14 protein-coding genes and 2 tRNA genes are annotated in these 16985 nt (G+C 71.1%); 5 read left to right on the top strand and 11 right to left on the bottom strand.

Annotation, left to right across the window (positions count from 1 at the left end):
* Positions 1–93: 93 nt before the first annotated feature.
* Complete coding sequence (gene leuS / locus AB0D99_RS33630) at positions 94–2961, bottom strand: leucine--tRNA ligase (protein WP_362371245.1); 2868 nt, start codon at positions 2959–2961, stop codon at positions 94–96.
* 490 nt (positions 2962–3451) lie between these two features.
* Here leuS and AB0D99_RS33625 point away from each other — a divergent pair, with 490 nt between their 5' ends.
* Together AB0D99_RS33625 and AB0D99_RS33620 are read left to right on the top strand one after the other, a co-directional pair.
* Positions 3452–4663, top strand: coding sequence for a hypothetical protein (locus AB0D99_RS33625; RefSeq protein ID WP_362371242.1), 1212 nt, complete (start codon positions 3452–3454; stop codon positions 4661–4663).
* Entirely contained in the window at positions 4660–6237 is a 1578-nt protein-coding gene (locus AB0D99_RS33620) for an NADH-ubiquinone oxidoreductase-F iron-sulfur binding region domain-containing protein (RefSeq protein WP_362371239.1), read from the top strand. The genes AB0D99_RS33625 and AB0D99_RS33620 overlap by 4 nt, the downstream gene beginning before the upstream one ends.
* Positions 6238–6301: 64 nt before the next feature.
* Here AB0D99_RS33620 and AB0D99_RS33615 read toward each other — a convergent pair.
* A tRNA-Ala gene (locus AB0D99_RS33615) sits at positions 6302–6374 on the bottom strand.
* Between the two features lie 121 nt (positions 6375–6495).
* Here AB0D99_RS33615 and AB0D99_RS33610 point away from each other — a divergent pair.
* Positions 6496–7722, top strand: a complete 1227-nt coding sequence (locus AB0D99_RS33610) for a glycosyltransferase 87 family protein (protein WP_362371236.1) — start codon at positions 6496–6498, stop codon at positions 7720–7722.
* On the opposite strand, the gene AB0D99_RS33605 is transcribed toward AB0D99_RS33610, so the two are convergent.
* Both AB0D99_RS33605 and AB0D99_RS33600 read right to left on the bottom strand, forming a co-directional pair.
* A complete protein-coding gene (locus tag AB0D99_RS33605; protein ID WP_355115859.1) occupies positions 7701–7934 on the bottom strand; it encodes a hypothetical protein in 234 nt (77 codons plus the stop codon). The two genes, AB0D99_RS33610 and AB0D99_RS33605, sit on opposite strands and share 22 nt — an antisense overlap.
* Positions 7935–8199: 265 nt before the next feature.
* Positions 8200–9633 (bottom strand): MFS transporter, encoded by a 1434-nt coding sequence (locus AB0D99_RS33600; protein ID WP_362371232.1) that lies wholly within the window; start codon positions 9631–9633, stop codon positions 8200–8202.
* Between the two features lie 101 nt (positions 9634–9734).
* Between AB0D99_RS33600 and AB0D99_RS33595 the strand changes: the two genes are divergently transcribed.
* Positions 9735–10601 carry a helix-turn-helix transcriptional regulator gene (locus tag AB0D99_RS33595; RefSeq protein WP_362371229.1) on the top strand — a complete coding sequence of 289 codons (867 nt, stop codon included), beginning with the start codon at positions 9735–9737 and terminating at the stop codon, positions 10599–10601.
* Positions 10602–10649: 48 nt separating this feature from the next.
* Here the strand turns inward: AB0D99_RS33595 and AB0D99_RS33590 are convergent.
* The 6 genes from AB0D99_RS33590 to AB0D99_RS33565 all read right to left on the bottom strand — a co-directional run bounded on the left by AB0D99_RS33590 (position 10650) and on the right by AB0D99_RS33565 (position 14536).
* Positions 10650–10722, bottom strand: a tRNA-Ala gene (locus tag AB0D99_RS33590).
* 85 nt (positions 10723–10807) lie between these two features.
* Complete coding sequence (locus AB0D99_RS33585; RefSeq protein WP_362371248.1) at positions 10808–11461, bottom strand: histidine phosphatase family protein; 654 nt, start codon at positions 11459–11461, stop codon at positions 10808–10810.
* On the bottom strand, positions 11458–11898 hold the full coding sequence (gene rsfS / locus AB0D99_RS33580; protein WP_362371226.1) for a ribosome silencing factor: 441 nt from the start codon (positions 11896–11898) through the stop codon (positions 11458–11460). Before rsfS ends, AB0D99_RS33585 begins: the two co-directional genes overlap by 4 nt.
* A gap of 80 nt (positions 11899–11978) precedes the next feature.
* Positions 11979–13679 (bottom strand): LCP family protein, encoded by a 1701-nt coding sequence (locus AB0D99_RS33575; protein WP_362371223.1) that lies wholly within the window; start codon positions 13677–13679, stop codon positions 11979–11981.
* 19 nt (positions 13680–13698) lie between these two features.
* Positions 13699–14319: a nicotinate-nucleotide adenylyltransferase gene (gene nadD, locus AB0D99_RS33570; RefSeq protein ID WP_362371220.1), complete on the bottom strand. Its 621-nt coding sequence runs from the start codon at positions 14317–14319 to the stop codon at positions 13699–13701.
* 52 nt (positions 14320–14371) lie between these two features.
* A complete protein-coding gene (locus tag AB0D99_RS33565; RefSeq protein ID WP_329120641.1) occupies positions 14372–14536 on the bottom strand; it encodes a hypothetical protein in 165 nt (54 codons plus the stop codon).
* A 226-nt stretch (positions 14537–14762) separates the two neighbouring features.
* Between AB0D99_RS33565 and AB0D99_RS33560 the strand changes: the two genes are divergently transcribed.
* The gene (locus AB0D99_RS33560; protein ID WP_362371216.1) at positions 14763–15851 is read left to right on the top strand and encodes a M48 family metallopeptidase; all 1089 of its coding nucleotides are present in this window, start codon (positions 14763–14765) and stop codon (positions 15849–15851) included.
* Here the strand turns inward: AB0D99_RS33560 and AB0D99_RS33555 are convergent.
* Positions 15836–16915: a hypothetical protein gene (locus AB0D99_RS33555; protein ID WP_362371213.1), complete on the bottom strand. Its 1080-nt coding sequence runs from the start codon at positions 16913–16915 to the stop codon at positions 15836–15838. The genes AB0D99_RS33560 and AB0D99_RS33555 overlap by 16 nt on opposite strands.
* Between the last annotated feature and the right edge of the window lie 70 nt (positions 16916–16985).

Genomic DNA, 16985 nt, shown 5'->3' with positions numbered 1-16985 from the left:
TTCCCTAACCAATCAAAACAAACACCCGCCCTTTCGGGTACCCCCCTACGCCCCCCCCCCCCCCCGGCCCGGGCGCCCACGGCCAGGCCGTCGTCAGGCGACGATGTTGACCAGCTTCGGGGCGCGCACGATCACCTTGCGGATCTCCGCGCCGCCCAGCGCGGCCACCACGTTCGCGTCGCCCAGGGCCAGCGCCTCCAGCTCCGCGTCGGAGATGGACGGCGAGACCTCCAGACGGGCCTTGACCTTGCCCTTGATCTGCACGACGCAGGTCACGGTCTCGTCCACGACGTACGCGGGGTCGGCGACCGGGAAGTCCTGGTGGACGACCGAGTCGGTGTGACCCAGCTTGCGCCACAGCTCCTCCGCGATGTGCGGGGCCAGCGGGGCGACCAGCAGCACCAGTCGCTCGGCGACCGAGCGCGAGACCGGGCCGCCCACCTTGGTCAGGTGGTTGTTCAGCTCGGTCACCTTGGCGATGGCGGTGTTGAAGCGCATGGCCGCCATGTCCTGCGAGACGCCGTCGATCGCCTTGTGCAGGGCGCGCAGCGTGTCCTCGTCGGGCTCGGTGTCCACGACCGTGACGTCACCCGTCGACTCGTCGACGATGTTGCGCCACAGCCGCTGCAGCAGACGGTACTGGCCGACCACCGCGCGCGTGTCCCACGGGCGGGAGACGTCCAGCGGGCCCATCGCCATCTCGTACAGGCGCAGGGTGTCGGCGCCGAACTCGCCGCAGATCTCGTCCGGGGTGACGGCGTTCTTCAGGGACTTGCCCATCTTGCCCAGGACGCGGCTGACCTTCTCGCCCTCGTACCAGTAGCCGCCGTCGCGCTCCTCGACCTCGGCCGCCGGCACGGCGATGCCGCGCGCGTCCCGGTAGACGAACGCCTGGATCATGCCCTGGTTGTACAGCTTGTGGAAGGGCTCGGCCGAGGAGACGTGGCCCAGGTCGAACAGCACCTTGGACCAGAACCGCGCGTACAGCAGGTGCAGTACGGCGTGCTCGGCACCGCCGACGTACAGGTCGACGCCGCCGGTCGGCATGCCCTCGCGCGGACCCATCCAGTACTGCTCGATCGCCGGGTCGACCAGCTTCTCGGAGTTGTTCGGGTCCAGATAGCGCAGCTCGTACCAGCAGGAACCGGCCCAGTTGGGCATGGTGTTGGTCTCGCGGCGGTACTTCTTCGGTCCGTCGCCCAGGTCCAGGGTGACATCGACCCATTCCTCGTTGCGGGACAGCGGCGTCTCGGGCTGGGTGTCGGCGTCGTCCGGGTCGAAGGTGCGCGGCGAGTAGTCGTCGACCTCCGGCAGCTCCAGCGGCAGCATCGACTCGGGCAGCGCGTGCGCGACGCCGTCCTCGTCGTAGACGATCGGGAAGGGCTCGCCCCAGTAGCGCTGACGGCTGAACAGCCAGTCGCGCAGCCGGAAGTTGACGGTGCCCTCGCCGATGCCGCGGTCGGCCAGCCAGGCGGTGATCCTCGCCTTGGCCTCGACGACGCCCAGGCCGTCCAGGGAGATCTCGTCGTTCGCGGAGTCGACCAGCTTCGCCTCGTACGAGGCGAAGGCGTCGTCCCAGGTGGACGTGTCGGTGCCGCGGTCGTCGCTCGGCTCCACGACGCAGCGCATCGGCAGCTCGAAGGCGCGCGCGAAGGCGAAGTCACGGGTGTCGTGCGCCGGGACGGCCATGATCGCGCCGGTGCCGTAGCCCATCAGGACGTAGTCGGCGATGAAGACCGGGACCTGCTCGCCGCTGACCGGGTTGGTCGCGTACGCGCCGGTGAAGACGCCGGTCTTGTCCTTGGCCTCGGCCTGCCGCTCGACGTCGGACTTGGAGGCGGCCTGCTTGCGGTACGCGGCGACGGCGTCGGCCGGGGTGGCGTGGCCGCCCGTCCACACGTCGTGGGTGCCGGCGGGCCAGGCGTCGGGGACGATCTTCTCGACCAGGTCGTGCTCGGGGGCCAGCACCATGTAGGTGGCGCCGAACAGGGTGTCCTGGCGGGTGGTGAAGACGGTGATCGCGCCGGTGTCGCCGACCTGGAAGTCGACGCGGGCACCCTCCGAGCGGCCGATCCAGTTCCGCTGCTGCAGCTTGATGGCCTCGGGCCAGTCCAGCGCGTCCAGGTCGTCCAGCAGGCGGTCCGCGTAGGCGGTGATGCGCATGTTCCACTGGCGCAGCTTGGACTTGAAGACGGGGAAGTTGCCGCGCTCGGAGCGGCCGTCGGCGGTGACCTCCTCGTTGGCCAGCACCGTGCCCAGGCCGGGGCACCAGTTGACGGGCGCGTCGGAGGCGTACGCCAGGCGGTACTCGCCCAGGACGTCGGCGCGCTCGACGGCGCTCAGCTCGCTCCACGCGCGCGTGGTGCCCGGGACGTCACGGGTGCCGTTCTCGAACTGCTCGACCAGCTCGGCGATCGGTCGGGCCTTCCGGGCCTCGTCGTCGTACCAGGAGTTGTAGATCTGCAGGAAGATCCACTGCGTCCACTTGTAGTAGTCCGGGTCGATCGTGGCGAACGACCGGCGCTTGTCGTGGCCCAGGCCCAGCCGGCGCAGCTGGACCTTCATGTTCTCCATGTTGGCCTCGGTGGACACGCGCGGGTGCGTGCCCGTCTGCACGGCGTACTGCTCGGCCGGCAGGCCGAAGGCGTCGAAGCCCAGGGTGTGCAGCACGTTGTGGCCGGTCATGCGCTGGTGACGCGCGAACACGTCCGTGGCGATGTAGCCCAGCGGGTGACCGACGTGCAGGCCCGCGCCCGAGGGGTACGGGAACATGTCCATGATGAACTTCTTGGGCCGGGCGGCGATCGCCGGATCGCCCGCCAGGTCACCGGTCGGGTTCGGCGCCTCGTAGGTGCCCTCGGCGTCCCAGAAATCCTGCCAGCGTGCCTCGATGTCGGCGGCCATGGCCGCCGTATAACGATGCGGGGCCGCCGTCTCGGCAGCCGAATTCATCTCGCTCATGATCCTTGAAGCTCCATCGATCGTCTCTGCCCACTGCCCGCGAACTGCACTGCCACGAAATGAAAAATCCCCTCGCACAGGAGGGGACGCCGCGCCGATTCCGACCGGATCTTTCATCCGTCGGGACTGATCAGCGCGGCTCGCTAAGCAGGAGGCGTACGGCACGCATGGCGTCAGGGTACCGCAGGGCCCGATCGGGCCGCACCGACGTTCCGCCCCGTGGCCGAACCGCCGTCGGCCGGGGCGTCGCCGCGGGTGGGCGGGCTTCCCGGCCACCCGAGCAGCTGGGGTTACCCCGCGTATCGCCCCTATCCAGGGCAACCCCAGAGTCAGTTGGCCGCTGAGAGTCCCGTAAACACGCAAACCACCTACCGACCGGTATGGGGCGACCTAACATGCGGCCCAACGGGACTGCTTATCCGCACCATTCGGAGTCGCCCCTATGAACCCTCATCGCAAGAAACGCTCCACCCCGGCCGAGCGAACAGGATTGAGCCGGCCGGTTCAGGGCGGGCTTTCGGTCGCGGCCCTGGTGATCATTCCGCTGCTCGCCATCGGCGGCAGCGACGCCTTCCGGGCGGCGCTCGACTTCACCAGCGGTGTGCTGTCGCTGGTGTCCCTGACCGCCTCGGTCGCCTGGGGACTCATCGCCACCGACCGGCTGCTGCTCTCCCCCCGGCACCGGCTGCTCGCCCAGGGCATCCACCGGGCCACCGCGGTGTCCTCGCTCGGCTTCCTGCTGCTGCACGCCACCGTCAAGGTGTCCCTCGGCCACGTCGGGCTGATCGGAGCCCTCATCCCGTTCGGCCTCGGCGTCACGGGCACCTCGGCCCTCATCGGCTTCGGCTCGCTCGCCGGGCTGCTGATGGTCGTCGCCGCCTCGACGGGCGCCCTGCGCAGCACGCTCGCCGGCCGCAGCCGCTTCGCCGCCCGCTGGCGGCCGCTGCACATGCTGGCGTACCCGGCGTGGTGCTTCGCGCTGGTCCACGGTCTCTTCACCGGCAGGCCCGCGGCCACCTGGGTCGTGGTCATGTACTGCCTGGCCCTGACCTCCGTCGCCGCGGTCGTCGCCCTCCGGATGCTGCCCGCCCCGACACAGCGGGAGCTCGCCGACCGCTTCGTCGGGCTCCTGGCGTCGCTGGAAGGCCGCCCCAGGCCCACCCGGCCGGACCGGACGGGTGAACAGGCCGAGGCCCCCGCCAGAGCCGAGGACGAGACCGAGCGCGGCTACGAGCCGCCGACCGTGTCCGCCGAGTGGCTGGACCGGCCCACCGGCCGCCCCTCCCTGCCTCCGCTGCCCGAGCCGCTCGCACCCCCCGTACCGAGCACCCGGCTGTACGAGTCCACTCCCCCGCTCTACGAGCCCTCCTCCCCGCTGTACGAGACCCCTCCACCGCTCTACGAGACGGCTCCCCCGATGCCGACCTCGGCCCCGACCGTCGGCACCGGCACCTCCGCCGGTTTCTCGGCCGCCTACCGCGCGGTGTCCCGGGCCACCACCCCGGCGCCCGACCCCGCCCCGTACACCGACGGCGACGCCCCGCTCGCCGAACGCATACCCATGACCGAGGAGCTCCCCGTCGTCCCCGATCCCACGCTCCGCCCCGGCTACTGGCCGACGCCCTCGCCCCCGATGCCTACCTACTCCAGCCCGCCCCCCGCGGGTGAGCCCTGGACCGCACCCGCAGGAGACCGCCCGTGAACGCCCCGCTCCCCGACGTCCCCGAGGTCCGCGTGGTCGGTCTGCCCCAGCTCACCCAGGGCTTCGACCTGGTCGAGCGGCTCGGCCTGGAGATGCATCTGAAGGTGCACGGGCCGCTGGATCCGATGAGCGGCGAGCGGCTCGCCCAGCTCGCGGACGAGATATCCCTCCACGGGCGCGGTGGCGCCGGTTTCCCCTTCGGCCGCAAGCTCAGGGCGGTCGGCAAGGCGGCGATCCGCCGGGGGATACGTCCCGTGGTGGTGGTCAACGGCAGTGAGGGAGAGCCCGCCTGCCGCAAGGACACGGTGCTCCTCAACCGTGCCCCGCACCTGATCCTGGACGGCGCCCTGCTGGCGGCCGAGGCGCTCGGCGCCCGGACGCTGATCGTGGCCGTGACCAGGAACTCCACGGAGATCTCCATCCGCTCGGCGCTCGCCGAGCGGGGCCTTTCCGACCGTCGTGGGCAGGCACTGCGCGCGCGTGTCGTCCGGACTCCCGAACGCATGGTCTCCGGGGAGGCGTCGGCGGTGATCCGCGCGATCGGAGGCGGCCCCGCTCTGCCCCCCGGCCGCCGTGAGCGCGCCGCGGAGTCCGGGGTGGGCGGGGCACCCACACTGCTCTCCAACGCCGAGACCTTCGCCCAGCTGGCCGTGGCCGCCCGGATCGGCTCGCGCCGCTACGGCCACACCGGCCTCGAGGCGGAGCCCGGCACGGTCATGCTGACGATCTCCGGGGCGGTCGCGCGCCCCATGGTGGTCGAGGTGCCGACGGGCGTCCCGCTGCGGTACGTCCTCCAGCTGGCCGGTGCCCCGCCGCTGCCCCAGGGCGTCCTCACGGGCGGGTACCACGGCAACTGGATCGACTCGATGGCGGTCGACAACGCGGTCGTCTCGCGGGCGTCCCTCTCCGCCGTCGGCGGGTCCCTGGGCGCCGGGGCGATCCTGCCGATCGGACCCGAGACCTGCCCGATCGGCGAATCCCTGCGGGTCGCGAACTGGCTCGCGGCCGAGACGGCCGGCCAGTGCGGGCCGTGCCGGCTCGGTCTGCCCGCCGCGGCCGGCGGTCTCTCCGACGTGCTCAACGGCGGCGGTCCCGCCGCGCTGGAGGCGCTGAGAGAGGTCACCCAGGCGGTGAAGGGGCGCGGTGCGTGCAAGCACCCCGACGGCTCGGCCCGCTTCTTCGCCTCGACGCTCTCGGCCTTCACGGACGACCTGGCCGCCCATGTTCTCGGCAGCGGCTGCGGACGTCCGACCGTCGGTGTGCTGCCGCTTCCCGCGGCCGGCTACCAGGACGCGGAGGAGTCGATCCCGAGCGGCGAGAAGCTGGCCGTGGACTGGACTCTGTGCCAGGGACACGGGCTCTGCGCGGACATCGTCCCGGAGCTGATCAGACTGGGCCCGGACGGCTACCCGGCGCTCGCCGACGCCTCCGTGCCGATGCACCTGCGAGGACGGGCTCAGCGGGCCGTACGCCGCTGCCCCGCACTGGCGCTCCGGATCGAACAGGGTCCCCAGGAGCGGCCGGCCCTGCCGCCGGGCGGCGGCCGCAAGGCGCTGGGCAGCGGCCGGGGTTGACACCCGGCCCCCTGAACACGAAGAAGCGGATCATCCGATCCGGATGATCCGCTTCTTCTTCCTGTGGAGCTAAGGAGAATTGAACTCCTGACCTCCTGCATGCCATGCAGGCGCTCTACCAACTGAGCTATAGCCCCTTGCTGTCCGCCCCGTTCCGGGTTTCCCCCGCGGCGACAGACAGAACATTAACCGGCCCCCCTGGGGATCACCAAATCGGTTTCTCCGGCGGTCCGGGGGCGGCGGGTAGGGTCCCCCTCTGTGACCGTGCCCGTGCTTGCCAGAACCCGCGCCCGGCAGTGGCCCCTCGCCACCGCCGCGGCAGCCTGCCTCGTGTCGTTCATAGCCTTCTGGGTGGCCCAACGGGTCGCCCATGTGAACATGCTCGACGTGATGGTCTACCGGGCGGAGGGGGAGACCGTCCGGGCCGGTGGCGATCTCTACGCGATGCGCGCCACCTCGGCGAATCTGGCCATGACCTATCCGCCGTTCGCGGGACTGCTGTTCGTCCCGCTGACCTTCGTCGGCGTTCCGCTGATGCGGACGCTCGCGACGGCCGGGAACCTGCTCCTCGTCGTCGCGCTGGTCCAGCTCTCCCTCCAGCTCGTCCGTCCGTCGCTCTCGCGGGAGCGGCTCTGGCGTGCGACGTTCCTGGTGGCGGCGGTCGTGGTCTGGTGCGAGCCGGTGTGGACGACGCTGCGCTACGGGCAGATCAACCTGCTCGTCGCGGTGGCGGTGCTGTGGGACTTCACACGCCGTGAGGGCCACCGGTGGGCGGGCCTCGGCATCGGTCTGGCCACTGCGGTGAAGCTCACACCGGGTCTGTTCGTCGTGTTCCTCCTGTTCGCCGGCCTGCTGGTGTGGCGCCGCGAGAGGGGCTGGAACCCGTGGCTGCGCACGGCGGCCACGGCGATCGGGGTGTTCCTCGGGGCGACCCTGCTGAGCGCGCTGGTGCTCCCGTACGACTCCAAGCGCTTCTGGACCGGGACGCTCTTCGAGACCGGGCGGGTGGGTTTCGCGGAGGAGACCGCCAACCAGTCGCTGCGCGGGGTGCTCGCGCGGCTGATGCACACCGACGACCCGGGCATGTGGTGGGCGCTGGCGGCGGCCGTGCTCGGGGGTGCGGCCATGACCCTCGCAGTGCGGGCCGCGCTGCGCGGGGACAAGGCGCTGGCCGTGATCGTCTGCGCGGTGACGGCTCTGATGATCAGCCCGATCTCCTGGTCCCACCACTGGGTGTGGTGCGTACCGCTGCTGATCCTGCTGGTGGACCGCCGCGACCGGGTGCGGCCCGGGTGGGCGGTGCCCGCGGTGGCACTGGCCTTCGCGTCGTTCGCGCTGTGGTGGGTGCCGCACGACCCGGGGCGTCCGGAACTCGACCAGAACGCGGGGCAGATGCTGCTCTCGGCGGTCTATCCGCTGACCGTGACCGCGCTGTTCCTGGGGTACGTCCTCTACCGCCGGCGTCAGGCCGTGGCGAAGGAGTAGAAGCGCTTGAGGGTGCAGTGCTCGTCGAGCAGCCGGCCGTAGATCGGCTCCCCCTCGAGCTCGCGGTAGGTCTCGATCGGGTCGCCCTTTATGATCAGCGCCCGCGCGCACTCCTCGCACCAGTACTGGAACTCGGCGTTGACCGGGTCCATGTCCCGGACAATGGGCGTACCACTGCCGCACCAGTCGCACTTCCGCCTGTGTGCACCCATCAATCAGCTCCAGCTGTGGCCGCAGGACGTGCACACGAAGGACACCCCGCCGTTGTCACCGAGCACTTGGACGACCCGGGCGGAACCGCACGGGGGACAGCCGAGGCGCGCTCGGCTCCCCCGGACCGCGGCACGGCTCTCGACGGGCTCGGCGACGGCATCGGTCTCGGCACCTTCGGCACCGCTCGCGGCCATCGCACACTCCTCCCGTCCGGACCCTCGTTCCCCTCCGGCCGTCCGATTCTGCCATGGCCCCGCAAGGGGGTCAGCGAGCTCGGCGCGCCAGGGCGACCGACCCGCCCAAGATCGATGCGGTGGCCAGCGCGAAGGCGCTCACGAAGAGCGCGTCGGCGGAGTCATGCGCCCCCGGCGTATGCAGCCGCGCGAGGAAGAGCGTGCCGAAGCCCGCGACGCCGATCAGCTGGCCGAGCTGGGTGACGGTGGCGAGTAGACCGCTGGCGTCGGCGGCGTCCTCGGGCCGTACCCGGGCCAGCGCACCCGTCAGGGCCGGACCGAAGGCCAGCGCGAGCCCGCCGCCCATCGCGGCGAGTGCCGGGTGGAGCGCCCAGCCGCCCGTGCCGCCGCCCCTGAGGAGGACGCCCATGGCGACCGAGGCGACGGCGGTGAGCAGGAAGCCGCCGGGGATCAGGAGGTGCTGCAGGCGGGCGGGCAGGCGTCGCCAGGTCAGGCCGACCACGCCGAAGGCGGCGGCGGCCGGCGCGAGGGTCAGCCCGGCGCGCAGGGCGCTGTGTCCGAGTCCGCCCTGGAGGTGCAGGGTGACGGTGAAGAGGAACCCCGCGTTGACGGCCATCGCCAGGGAGATCCCGAACGCGGCCCGTCCGATGCCCGGGGCCCGCAGGACGCGCGGGGCGATGAGCGGAGCGCCGCCCCGGCCTGCAAGCCGGGACTCGTGCACGCCGAAGGCCGCGAAGGCCGCCGCGGAGCATCCGAGGGAGACCCAGAACCACAGCGGCCGGCCCTGCTCCTGTCCGAGGACCAGGGGGACCGTGAGCAGGGAGACGGCCGCGCCGAGCAGGACGAGTCCGGGCAGGTCGAGGGGGCGGGTGCGCGCGGGCTCGGGGCGCGCGTCACGCGGCAGGACCCGGGCTCCCAGGGCCAGCAGGACGAGCCCGATGGGCACGTTGACGAGGAAGACCGGCCGCCAGCCGCTGCCGAGGAGGTCGGCGCTGACGAGAACGCCGCCGACGACCTGGCCGGCCGCGGCGCCGGTGGCGAGCACGGCGGAGTAGGCGCCGAGGGCGCGGACGCGGCGCTCTCCGGTGAAGGTCCGCTGGATGAGGCTGAGCACCTGAGGGATCATCACGGCCGCTCCGGCGCCCTGGGCGAGTCGGAAGGCGATCAGTTGGCCGGTTCCCGCCGCCAGTCCGCAGGCGAGCGAGGCCGCTGTGAAGACGGCGAGTCCCACGAGGTACGTCCGCCGGTGCCCGAGCCGTTCGCCGAGCCGCGCGCCGGTGATCAGCAGGACCGCGTAGGCGATGGTGTATCCGGCGATGACGAGCTGAAGTCCCGCCCCGGAGGCGGAGAGTTCGGCGCGGATGGTGGGGGCGGCGACGTTGACGATGAAGACGTCGAGCAGTGCCATGAACTGGGCCGCGAGCACCACCCCGAGCAGCAGTCCGGGCCGGTTGTCGGTGCCACCGTCTTTACTGAGTACGGGCCGTGTCGTGGTCGTCGTCATACGAGCAGCGTGACGAGGATCCGGTACGGGTAACGAGAGCCCGCCGATGCTGGTACTGACAGCACCTGGCAACGGCGGCACGGGGACTCGACCATGGGGGTGTGACGACTTTGGCAGCACCGGCACAGCGCCGCCGCCGACCGGAGCTCGCGGCGTTCCTGCGCAGCCGCCGGGCGCGGGTGACTCCGGAGGACGTGGGCATGGCGCCGGGGCTGCGCCGCCGTACACCCGGCCTGCGCCGCGAGGAGGTCGCCCAGCTCTCCGGCGTCGGCGTCACCTGGTACACCTGGCTGGAGCAGGGACGCCCGATCAACGCCTCCGCCCAGGTGCTCGACGCGGTCGCCCGCACGCTGCGGCTCGACCGGCCCGAGCGCGAGCACCTGTACCACCTGGCGGAGGTGCCCTTCGCCCCGGACCGCGGCGCCGAGGCCGTCGAGACGGTCGGCCCCGAGCTCCAGGGGATCCTGGACGCCCTGGTCCCGCGTCCGGCGGTGGTCTACAACAGCCGGTACGACGTGCTGGCGACCAACTCGATGTACCGGAAGCTGTTCTCGGATCCGCGGCACACGCCCTTCGGATTCCGCAACGTGCTGTGGACGCTCTTCACGATGGACGACGACCGCTGTCCGCTCGTCGACAAGAAGCGGGAGCTTCCGCTGATGGTCGCGCAGATGCGCGGGGCGTACGGCCGGCACGTGGGCGAGCCGGTGTGGGAGTCGTTCGTGCGACGGCTCTCGGCCGTCAGCCCCGACTTCGCCCGCCTGTGGCGGAGCGGCGATGTCGTGCCGCCGGGAAGTCATGTGAAGACCTTCCGTCACGACGCCGTGGGCGAGCTGCGGATGACGTCCCTGTCGTTCTCGATCAACGGGATGCCGGAGTGCCGGATCGTGGCCTACACGCCGAAGGACGAGGCGAGCAGTCGCGCGATCGAAGCGCTGCGGGCCGAGGTGGTGGACGACTGGCGGTGACGGAAACGACGAATCCCGCCCCCTTGCGGGGACGGGATTCGGTGACTGTGGAGCTAAGGAGAATTGAACTCCTGACCTCCTGCATGCCATGCAGGCGCTCTACCAACTGAGCTATAGCCCCTCGTGTTCTCTGCGCTCCGCGCTGCGAACAAGAAGAACTCTAGCCTGTGACCTGCCGGAAAGTGAAATCCGGGCCCGGGGGCGACTCAGTCGTCGTCGCCGAGGACCGGCTCGGGCAGCGTGCCGGCGTTGTGCTCCAGGAGCCGCCAGCCGCGCGCGCCCTCGCCGAGGACGGACCAGCAGCAGTTGGAGAGCCCGCCGAGGCTCTCCCAGTGGTGCGCCTCCATGCCGAGCAGCCGGCCGATGGTGGTGCGGATCGTGCCGCCGTGGCTCACCACGACGAGCGTGCCGTCCTCGGGCAGCTTGTCGGCGTGCTCCAGGACCACCGGAGCGGCCCGGTCGGCGACCTCGGTCTCCAGCTCGCCGCCGCCCCTGCGCACGGGCTCGCCGCGCTTCCAGGCGGCGTACTGCTCGCCGTAGCGCGCCACGATCTCGTCGTGGGTCAGCCCCTGCCACTCCCCCGCGTAGGTCTCGCGCAGGGCGGAGTCGTGCGTGACGGGGTGGCCGGTGAGCCCGGCCAGCTCGTCGGCGGTGGCCGCGGCCCGCTTCAGGTCGGAGGCGATGATCGCGTCCGGCTTCAGCGAGGCGAGCAGCCGGGCGGACCGGCGGGCCTGGGCCACGCCGGTCTCGGTCAGCTCGATGTCCGTGGAGCCCTGGAAACGGCGCTCCAGGTTCCATGAGGTCTGACCGTGGCGCCACAGGACGATACGGCGGCCGCTGCCGCCCTTGGTGGCGCTCAGCTCAGCTCACCGTCCGTCCCGTCGGCGGCACCCGTCAGCGCGGCGTGCTCGGCGGCCTTGCCGCGGGTCTTCAGGGCGTCCTCGGGCAGCGGCAGCTCGGGGCAGTCCTTCCAGAGCCGCTCCAGGGCGTAGAAGACCCGCTCCTCGCTGTGCTGGACGTGGACGACGATGTCGACGTAGTCCAGGAGGATCCAGCGGGCGTCGCGGTCGCCCTCACGGCGCACCGGCTTGGCGCCGAGGTCCTTGTTGAGCCGCTCCTCGATCTCGTCGACGATCGACTTGACCTGGCGGTCGTTGGGTGCGGAGGCGAGCAGGAAGGCGTCGGTGATCGACAGCACATCGCTGACGTCGTACGCGATGATGTCGTGCGCGAGCCGGTCGGCCGCCGCCTGGGCGGCGGCGTTGACGAGCTCGATGGAGCGATCCGTGGCGGTCACAAGCAGGCTTTCGTCGGCGGTCAGAGACACATCAAGGGTCTCACGTACCGCCGACCGCCCCGCAAACCATTACGAGCAGGTCACCGCTTGCTCCCGGGGATCTTGTAATCCTGGCCCAGGGTCACCGTGACGGCGCCGTTCGCCGCGGTCTGGCCCTTCTTGACCGCGTTCTCCGGCAGGCCGAGCGTCTTGGCCACCTCGCCGGCCGTCGCCTTCTGGGCGTCGTCACCGTAGAGGACCTGCGACTTCTCCTGCGTCTCCGCCTTGGTGCCGCCCACGAAGGCGAAGCCTCCGTTGATCAGGACGACCCTGGCGGCCTCGGTGGCGTCCTTGCCGGTGGCGTCCTTGATCGCGATGCGGACCGCGCTGCCCGGGTCGGGTGCGCTGACCTTGCCGCCCAGGATGTCCTTGACCACGCTGTCGGCCGCGCCCTGGCCCAGCGAGCCGTCCTGCTCCACCGGGAGCACCGCCGTCTTGTAGTCGCCGCCCTTGGCGTGCTCGGCCAGCTTGGCGAGCGAGGCGCCGAGGTCCTTCTCCGGCAGGGACGGGTCGAGGATCTGGGCGAGGGTCTCGACGGTGACGGTGGCGGCCTTGGGATCGTCGGACATCTTCCGCAGCACCCCGTAGACGACCTGGCCGAAGCGCTGGAGCTGCTTGGCCTCGGCCTCGCCGGGCCCGCGGTAGGTCGCGTAGGCGACGGCCGCTCGGCCGTTGAGCGTCTGGTTCTCGCCCTTGACGACGAGCGGGGCCTCGCCCTTCTTGTCGCTGGGCACCTCGGTGTCGGTGGTGATGTCGATGTTGCTGACCAGCTCGACCAGGTTCTCCAGGTACGGGGTGTCGAGCCGCCAGGTGCCGGTGATCTTCGTGCCGAGGAGGTTGCCGATGGCTTCGCGGGTACCGGTGGACCCGTCGTCCTCGACGGACTTGGCGAGGGTGGTCGCCGAACCCTCGTCATTGGCGACGGAGAGCGCGTTGGGCAGCAGGACGGTGGTGCCCTGCTTCGTCGTGGTGTTGTCCACGAGCAGGGCGGTGCTGGTGCCGCCCCCCTTGGTGTCGTGGAGGTGGACGACGATCGTGTCCCGCTTCTGCGGGCCCGTCGCGGTGTTCTGCTGCTGCTCCTCGCCGGACACGCCGGGGAGCTTGCCCGCGTACCAGAGGTAACCGACGCCGCCGACGGCGGCGACGACCAGGGCCACGACCAGCGCGACGACCCGGTTGCGGCCGCGGCGCCTGGCCTCCTCGCGCCGCTCGGAGCGGCTCTCGGTGAACTTGAGCCAGTCGATCACGTCCTCGGAGTCCTCGTCGGGCTCCTCGATGAACGAGAACTGCTCGGTGCGGTAGGCGCGGTCGTCGCCGCCTTCGTCCGGCGCGGGGCGCTGCCCGGGTACGCCCGCGGGAGCGGCCACCGGGGCACGTGGCGGTGCTGCCGGGGCGGGGGCGGCCGCCTCGCCCTGCACGGCCCACTGCTGTCCGGTGTCGTACGAGGCGTACGGGTCGTAGCCCCGCTGCTGCCCGTACGGGTCGTACGGGGGCTGCTGCTGCGGCTGCTGGTGCTGCTGCGCCTGCGGCTGCTGGACCGGCTGCCCGTAGGCGTCGTAGCCGTACCCCTGCTGGACGGGCTGCTGCCCGGGCTGCTGGGTGTGCTGCGCTTGCGCGTACGGGTCGTACTGCTGCTGCTGTGCCTGCGGTGGGACCTGCTGGTACACCGGCTGCCCGTACTCGTCGTAGCCGATGATCTGCGGCTGCGGGTAGTACGGGTCGTACGGGTTCTGTTCGTTCACCGGTGCCCCTCTCCGAGGCTCACTCGCCGCGGTACAACTGGCGCTTGTCGATGTAGCGCACCACGCCGTCCGGCACCAGGTACCAGACGGGGTCGCCCTGGGCGACCCTAGCCCGGCAGTCGGTGGAGGAGATCGCCAGCGCGGGAACCTCCACCAGCGAGACCCCGCCCTTGGGCAGTCCGTCGTCCGTGAGGTCATGGCCCGGTCGGGTGACGCCGATGAAGTGGGCGAGCGAGAAGAGCTCCTCCGCGTCGCGCCACGTGAGGATCTGCGACAGCGCGTCGGCCCCCGTGATGAAGAAGAGGTCCGAGTCGCTGTTGAGGGAGCGCAGGTCCCGCAGGGTGTCGATGGTGTACGTCGCCCCGCCGCGGTCGATGTCGATGCGGCTGACCGAGAACTGCGGGTTGGACGCGGTGGCGATGACCGTCATCAGATAACGGTCCTCGGCCGCCGACACGGCCTTGTGGCTCTTCTGCCACGGCTGCCCGGTCGGCACGAACACCACCTCGTCGAGGTGGAACAGGGCGGCCACCTCGCTGGCGGCCACCAGGTGTCCGTGGTGGATCGGGTCGAACGTTCCGCCCATCACGCCGAGTCGGCGCTTGCCGCGGACGCCAGTAGGCACTTCCTGCTCTCCCATGCGTGCAGAGCCTACTGGCACCGCTTCGAACGTCCGATCCGCGGTCGCCGGATCAGCGGTCGCGGTTGAATCGGGTGGTGATCCACAGCAGCAGAAGCAGCGCACCGAGCGCGCCGAAGCCGGTGAGGTACGGGTTGAGGCTGTCGTGGTTGCCACCGTGCTCGGCGGCGCCCTCGGCGAGCGAGACCAGGTTGGCGGCGGTGCTGTGGAGGCTCATCGTCAGCAGGACCTATCGATCGGGGATGGGAGCGGAGACTTCGCGCACATCGTATGCGGGCGGTCCGGGCACGCTCACGCCGACTCAGTCGTTGTCAGGGCGGTCGTACTCCGCGACTGTCCGCTGTGCCCGAGTTATCCACAGGCTCCGGCGCCCGGTGGACCCCAGCACCTAGTCTGGGTTCGTCAGGGGGACGAGCAAGGTCTCGTACGAACAGGGGGCATCCATGACCGAGAAGACCGACAACGGCGTTGGGAACGTGCCGAGCAGGCAGCGCAAGCGCTTCCCCGGCATCTCCTCACGGGCCTACGAACATCCGGCCGACCGTTCGGCGCTCGTCGCGCTGCGCAGGCTCACCGGCTTCGACACGGTCTTCAAGGCGCTCAGCGGGCTGTTGCCCGAGCGCAGTCTTCGACTGCTGTTCCTCTCCGACTCCGTGCGGGTGAGCGACGCGCAGTTCACACACCTCAACGACATGCTGAGGGACGCGTGTTACATCCTGGACCTGGAGAAGGTCCCGCCGATGTACGTCACCCAGGACCCGAAGCCGAACGCGATGTGCATCGGGCTCGACGAGCCGATCATCGTGGTCACCACCGGGCTGGTGGAGCTGCTGGACGAGGAGGAGATGCGGGCGGTCGTCGGCCACGAGGTGGGCCACGCCCTCTCGGGTCACTCCGTGTACCGCACGATCCTGCTGTTCCTCACCAACCTGGCGCTGAAGGTCGCCTGGATCCCGCTGGGGAACGTCGCGATCATGGCGATCGTCACGGCGCTGCGGGAGTGGTTCCGCAAGTCCGAGCTCTCCGCCGACCGCGCGGGGCTCCTCGTGGGCCAGGACCTCCAGGCGTCGATGCGCGGTCTGATGAAGATCGCCGGCGGCAACCACCTCCACGAGATGAACGTGGACGCGTTCCTCGCGCAGGCCGACGAGTACGAGAAGGGCGGCGACCTGCGGGACTCCGTCCTGAAGATCCTCAACGTGCTGCCGCGTTCGCACCCGTTCAGCACGGTCCGGGCGGCCGAGCTGAAGAAGTGGTCCGAGAGCCGCGACTACCAGCGGATCATGGACGGGCACTACCCGCGGCGGTCGGAGGACAAGGACACCTCGGTGACCGACTCCTTCCGGGAATCCGCCGGGCATTACGCCGATTCGGTGCGCACCAGCAAGGATCCGCTGATGAAGCTCGTCGGCGACATAGCCGGTGGCGCGGGCGATCTCGCGGGCGACCTGAGCGGGAAGCTGCGGGACCGGTTCGGCGGCGGGTCCTCGCGGAGCGGGGCTGCCGACGGCGCCGCTCAGAGCGAGGGCTGAGCGCTCGGGTCCAGGGTTCCGCAGAGCGAGGAGACGGCGGGCCGGCCCGTGGCGTACGGGTCGGTGACCGCCGGGTCGCCGGAGCCCGCGGTCCGCTCGCCCGCCAGGAGCGGGCGCAGCGAGCCGCTGGCGTCGGTGCCGCACGCCTGCGGGCCCGCCTGGACGGTGCTGGTCAGCAGTTCCGTCCGGTGCATCCGCAGGTCCTCGCGGTCGAAGCGGAAGTGCGTCTCCCGGTGGACGGTGAAGAGCGACGCCTCGCCCACCGGGCCCGCGCCCGAGCTCGCGGGGCGCAGGGCATAGGTGAACGTGTGGTCGGCGGTGACCTCCAGCACGTCGGTGCCCGTCTCCGCGAACCGGAGGGTGCCCTGGACCCGGATCGTGGGGTCGGCCAGGGCGACCTTGGCCGGGTCGAACCGCACCAGCCAGCCGGCCACCGCGTGACGACCGTCGTCGAGCGAGGACTCGACGCTCTGGTCGAACTGCGCCAGCTGGTCGGGATCGAGCAGCATCCGGGCGGGGCGGACGGTCACGCCGGCCAGTACGTCCGGCTCCAGGGACGAGGCCACGAGATAGTCCTTGGCGATCATCAGGGCGGTCACCACCTGGCCCTCCGAGAAGTGCGTGGTGCGGCCGGTGACCGGGAGGTTGATGCCGCCGGCCCCGGTGCGGTACTCGGCGGCGGGGCTGTGGGCGAAGAGCTGGGCGGGCTGACCACCGACCACCCGACCCTGCGGGGCCAGCGGGACCAGGGTGATCCGCAGCGGTTCGGCGCGCTGGTCCAGCGGGGGCTGGTAGGGGTTGCGGACACCGAGATAGATGGCCGTTCCGAAGGCGAGGAGGATCAGCAGCACCAGCAGGACGGCCTGGCGGGAGCCGCTTCGGGGCTCCCAGGTGGAGCGGGAGCGCACGGCCTGGGAGTGCTCCCCCATCCGCTCCTCGGCGGAGAACTCCTGGAGCCGGGCAGCACGGACGAACGACTCGTCGAAGACGACGGATCGGTACTCGTCCTCACCACCGCCGGGGTCGGGTGCCGGCCCCTCAGGCGGGTCGCCACGCCCTGCCATACCTTCAGAGTAGGTCTGTGGCCGCCCTGGTAAACGCCCAGGTACACGACAAGTTCGGAAGATTTCCGAC

Origin of the sequence: Streptomyces sp. NPDC047971 (assembly GCF_040653355.1) — a bacterium.
GTDB lineage: Bacteria > Actinomycetota > Actinomycetes > Streptomycetales > Streptomycetaceae > Streptomyces.
The sequence above is the reverse complement of the archived record's forward strand: the minus strand, read 5'-3'. Positions and strand labels throughout refer to the sequence as shown.

What these genes read in the sequence shown, in the direction of transcription:
- leuS (WP_362371245.1), bottom strand. Translation starts at nt 2,961, where the DNA reads ATGAGCGAGATGAATTCGGCTGCCGAGACGGCGGCCCCGCATCGTTAT.
- AB0D99_RS33605 (WP_355115859.1), bottom strand. Translation starts at nt 7,934, where the DNA reads ATGGGTGCACACAGGCGGAAGTGCGACTGGTGCGGCAGTGGTACGCCC.
- AB0D99_RS33600 (WP_362371232.1), bottom strand. Translation starts at nt 9,633, where the DNA reads ATGACGACGACCACGACACGGCCCGTACTCAGTAAAGACGGTGGCACC.
- nadD (WP_362371220.1), bottom strand. Translation starts at nt 14,319, where the DNA reads ATGGGAGAGCAGGAAGTGCCTACTGGCGTCCGCGGCAAGCGCCGACTC.
- AB0D99_RS33565 (WP_329120641.1), bottom strand. Translation starts at nt 14,536, where the DNA reads ATGAGCCTCCACAGCACCGCCGCCAACCTGGTCTCGCTCGCCGAGGGC.
- AB0D99_RS33560 (WP_362371216.1), top strand. Translation starts at nt 14,763, where the DNA reads ATGACCGAGAAGACCGACAACGGCGTTGGGAACGTGCCGAGCAGGCAG.
- AB0D99_RS33555 (WP_362371213.1), bottom strand. Translation starts at nt 16,915, where the DNA reads ATGGCAGGGCGTGGCGACCCGCCTGAGGGGCCGGCACCCGACCCCGGC.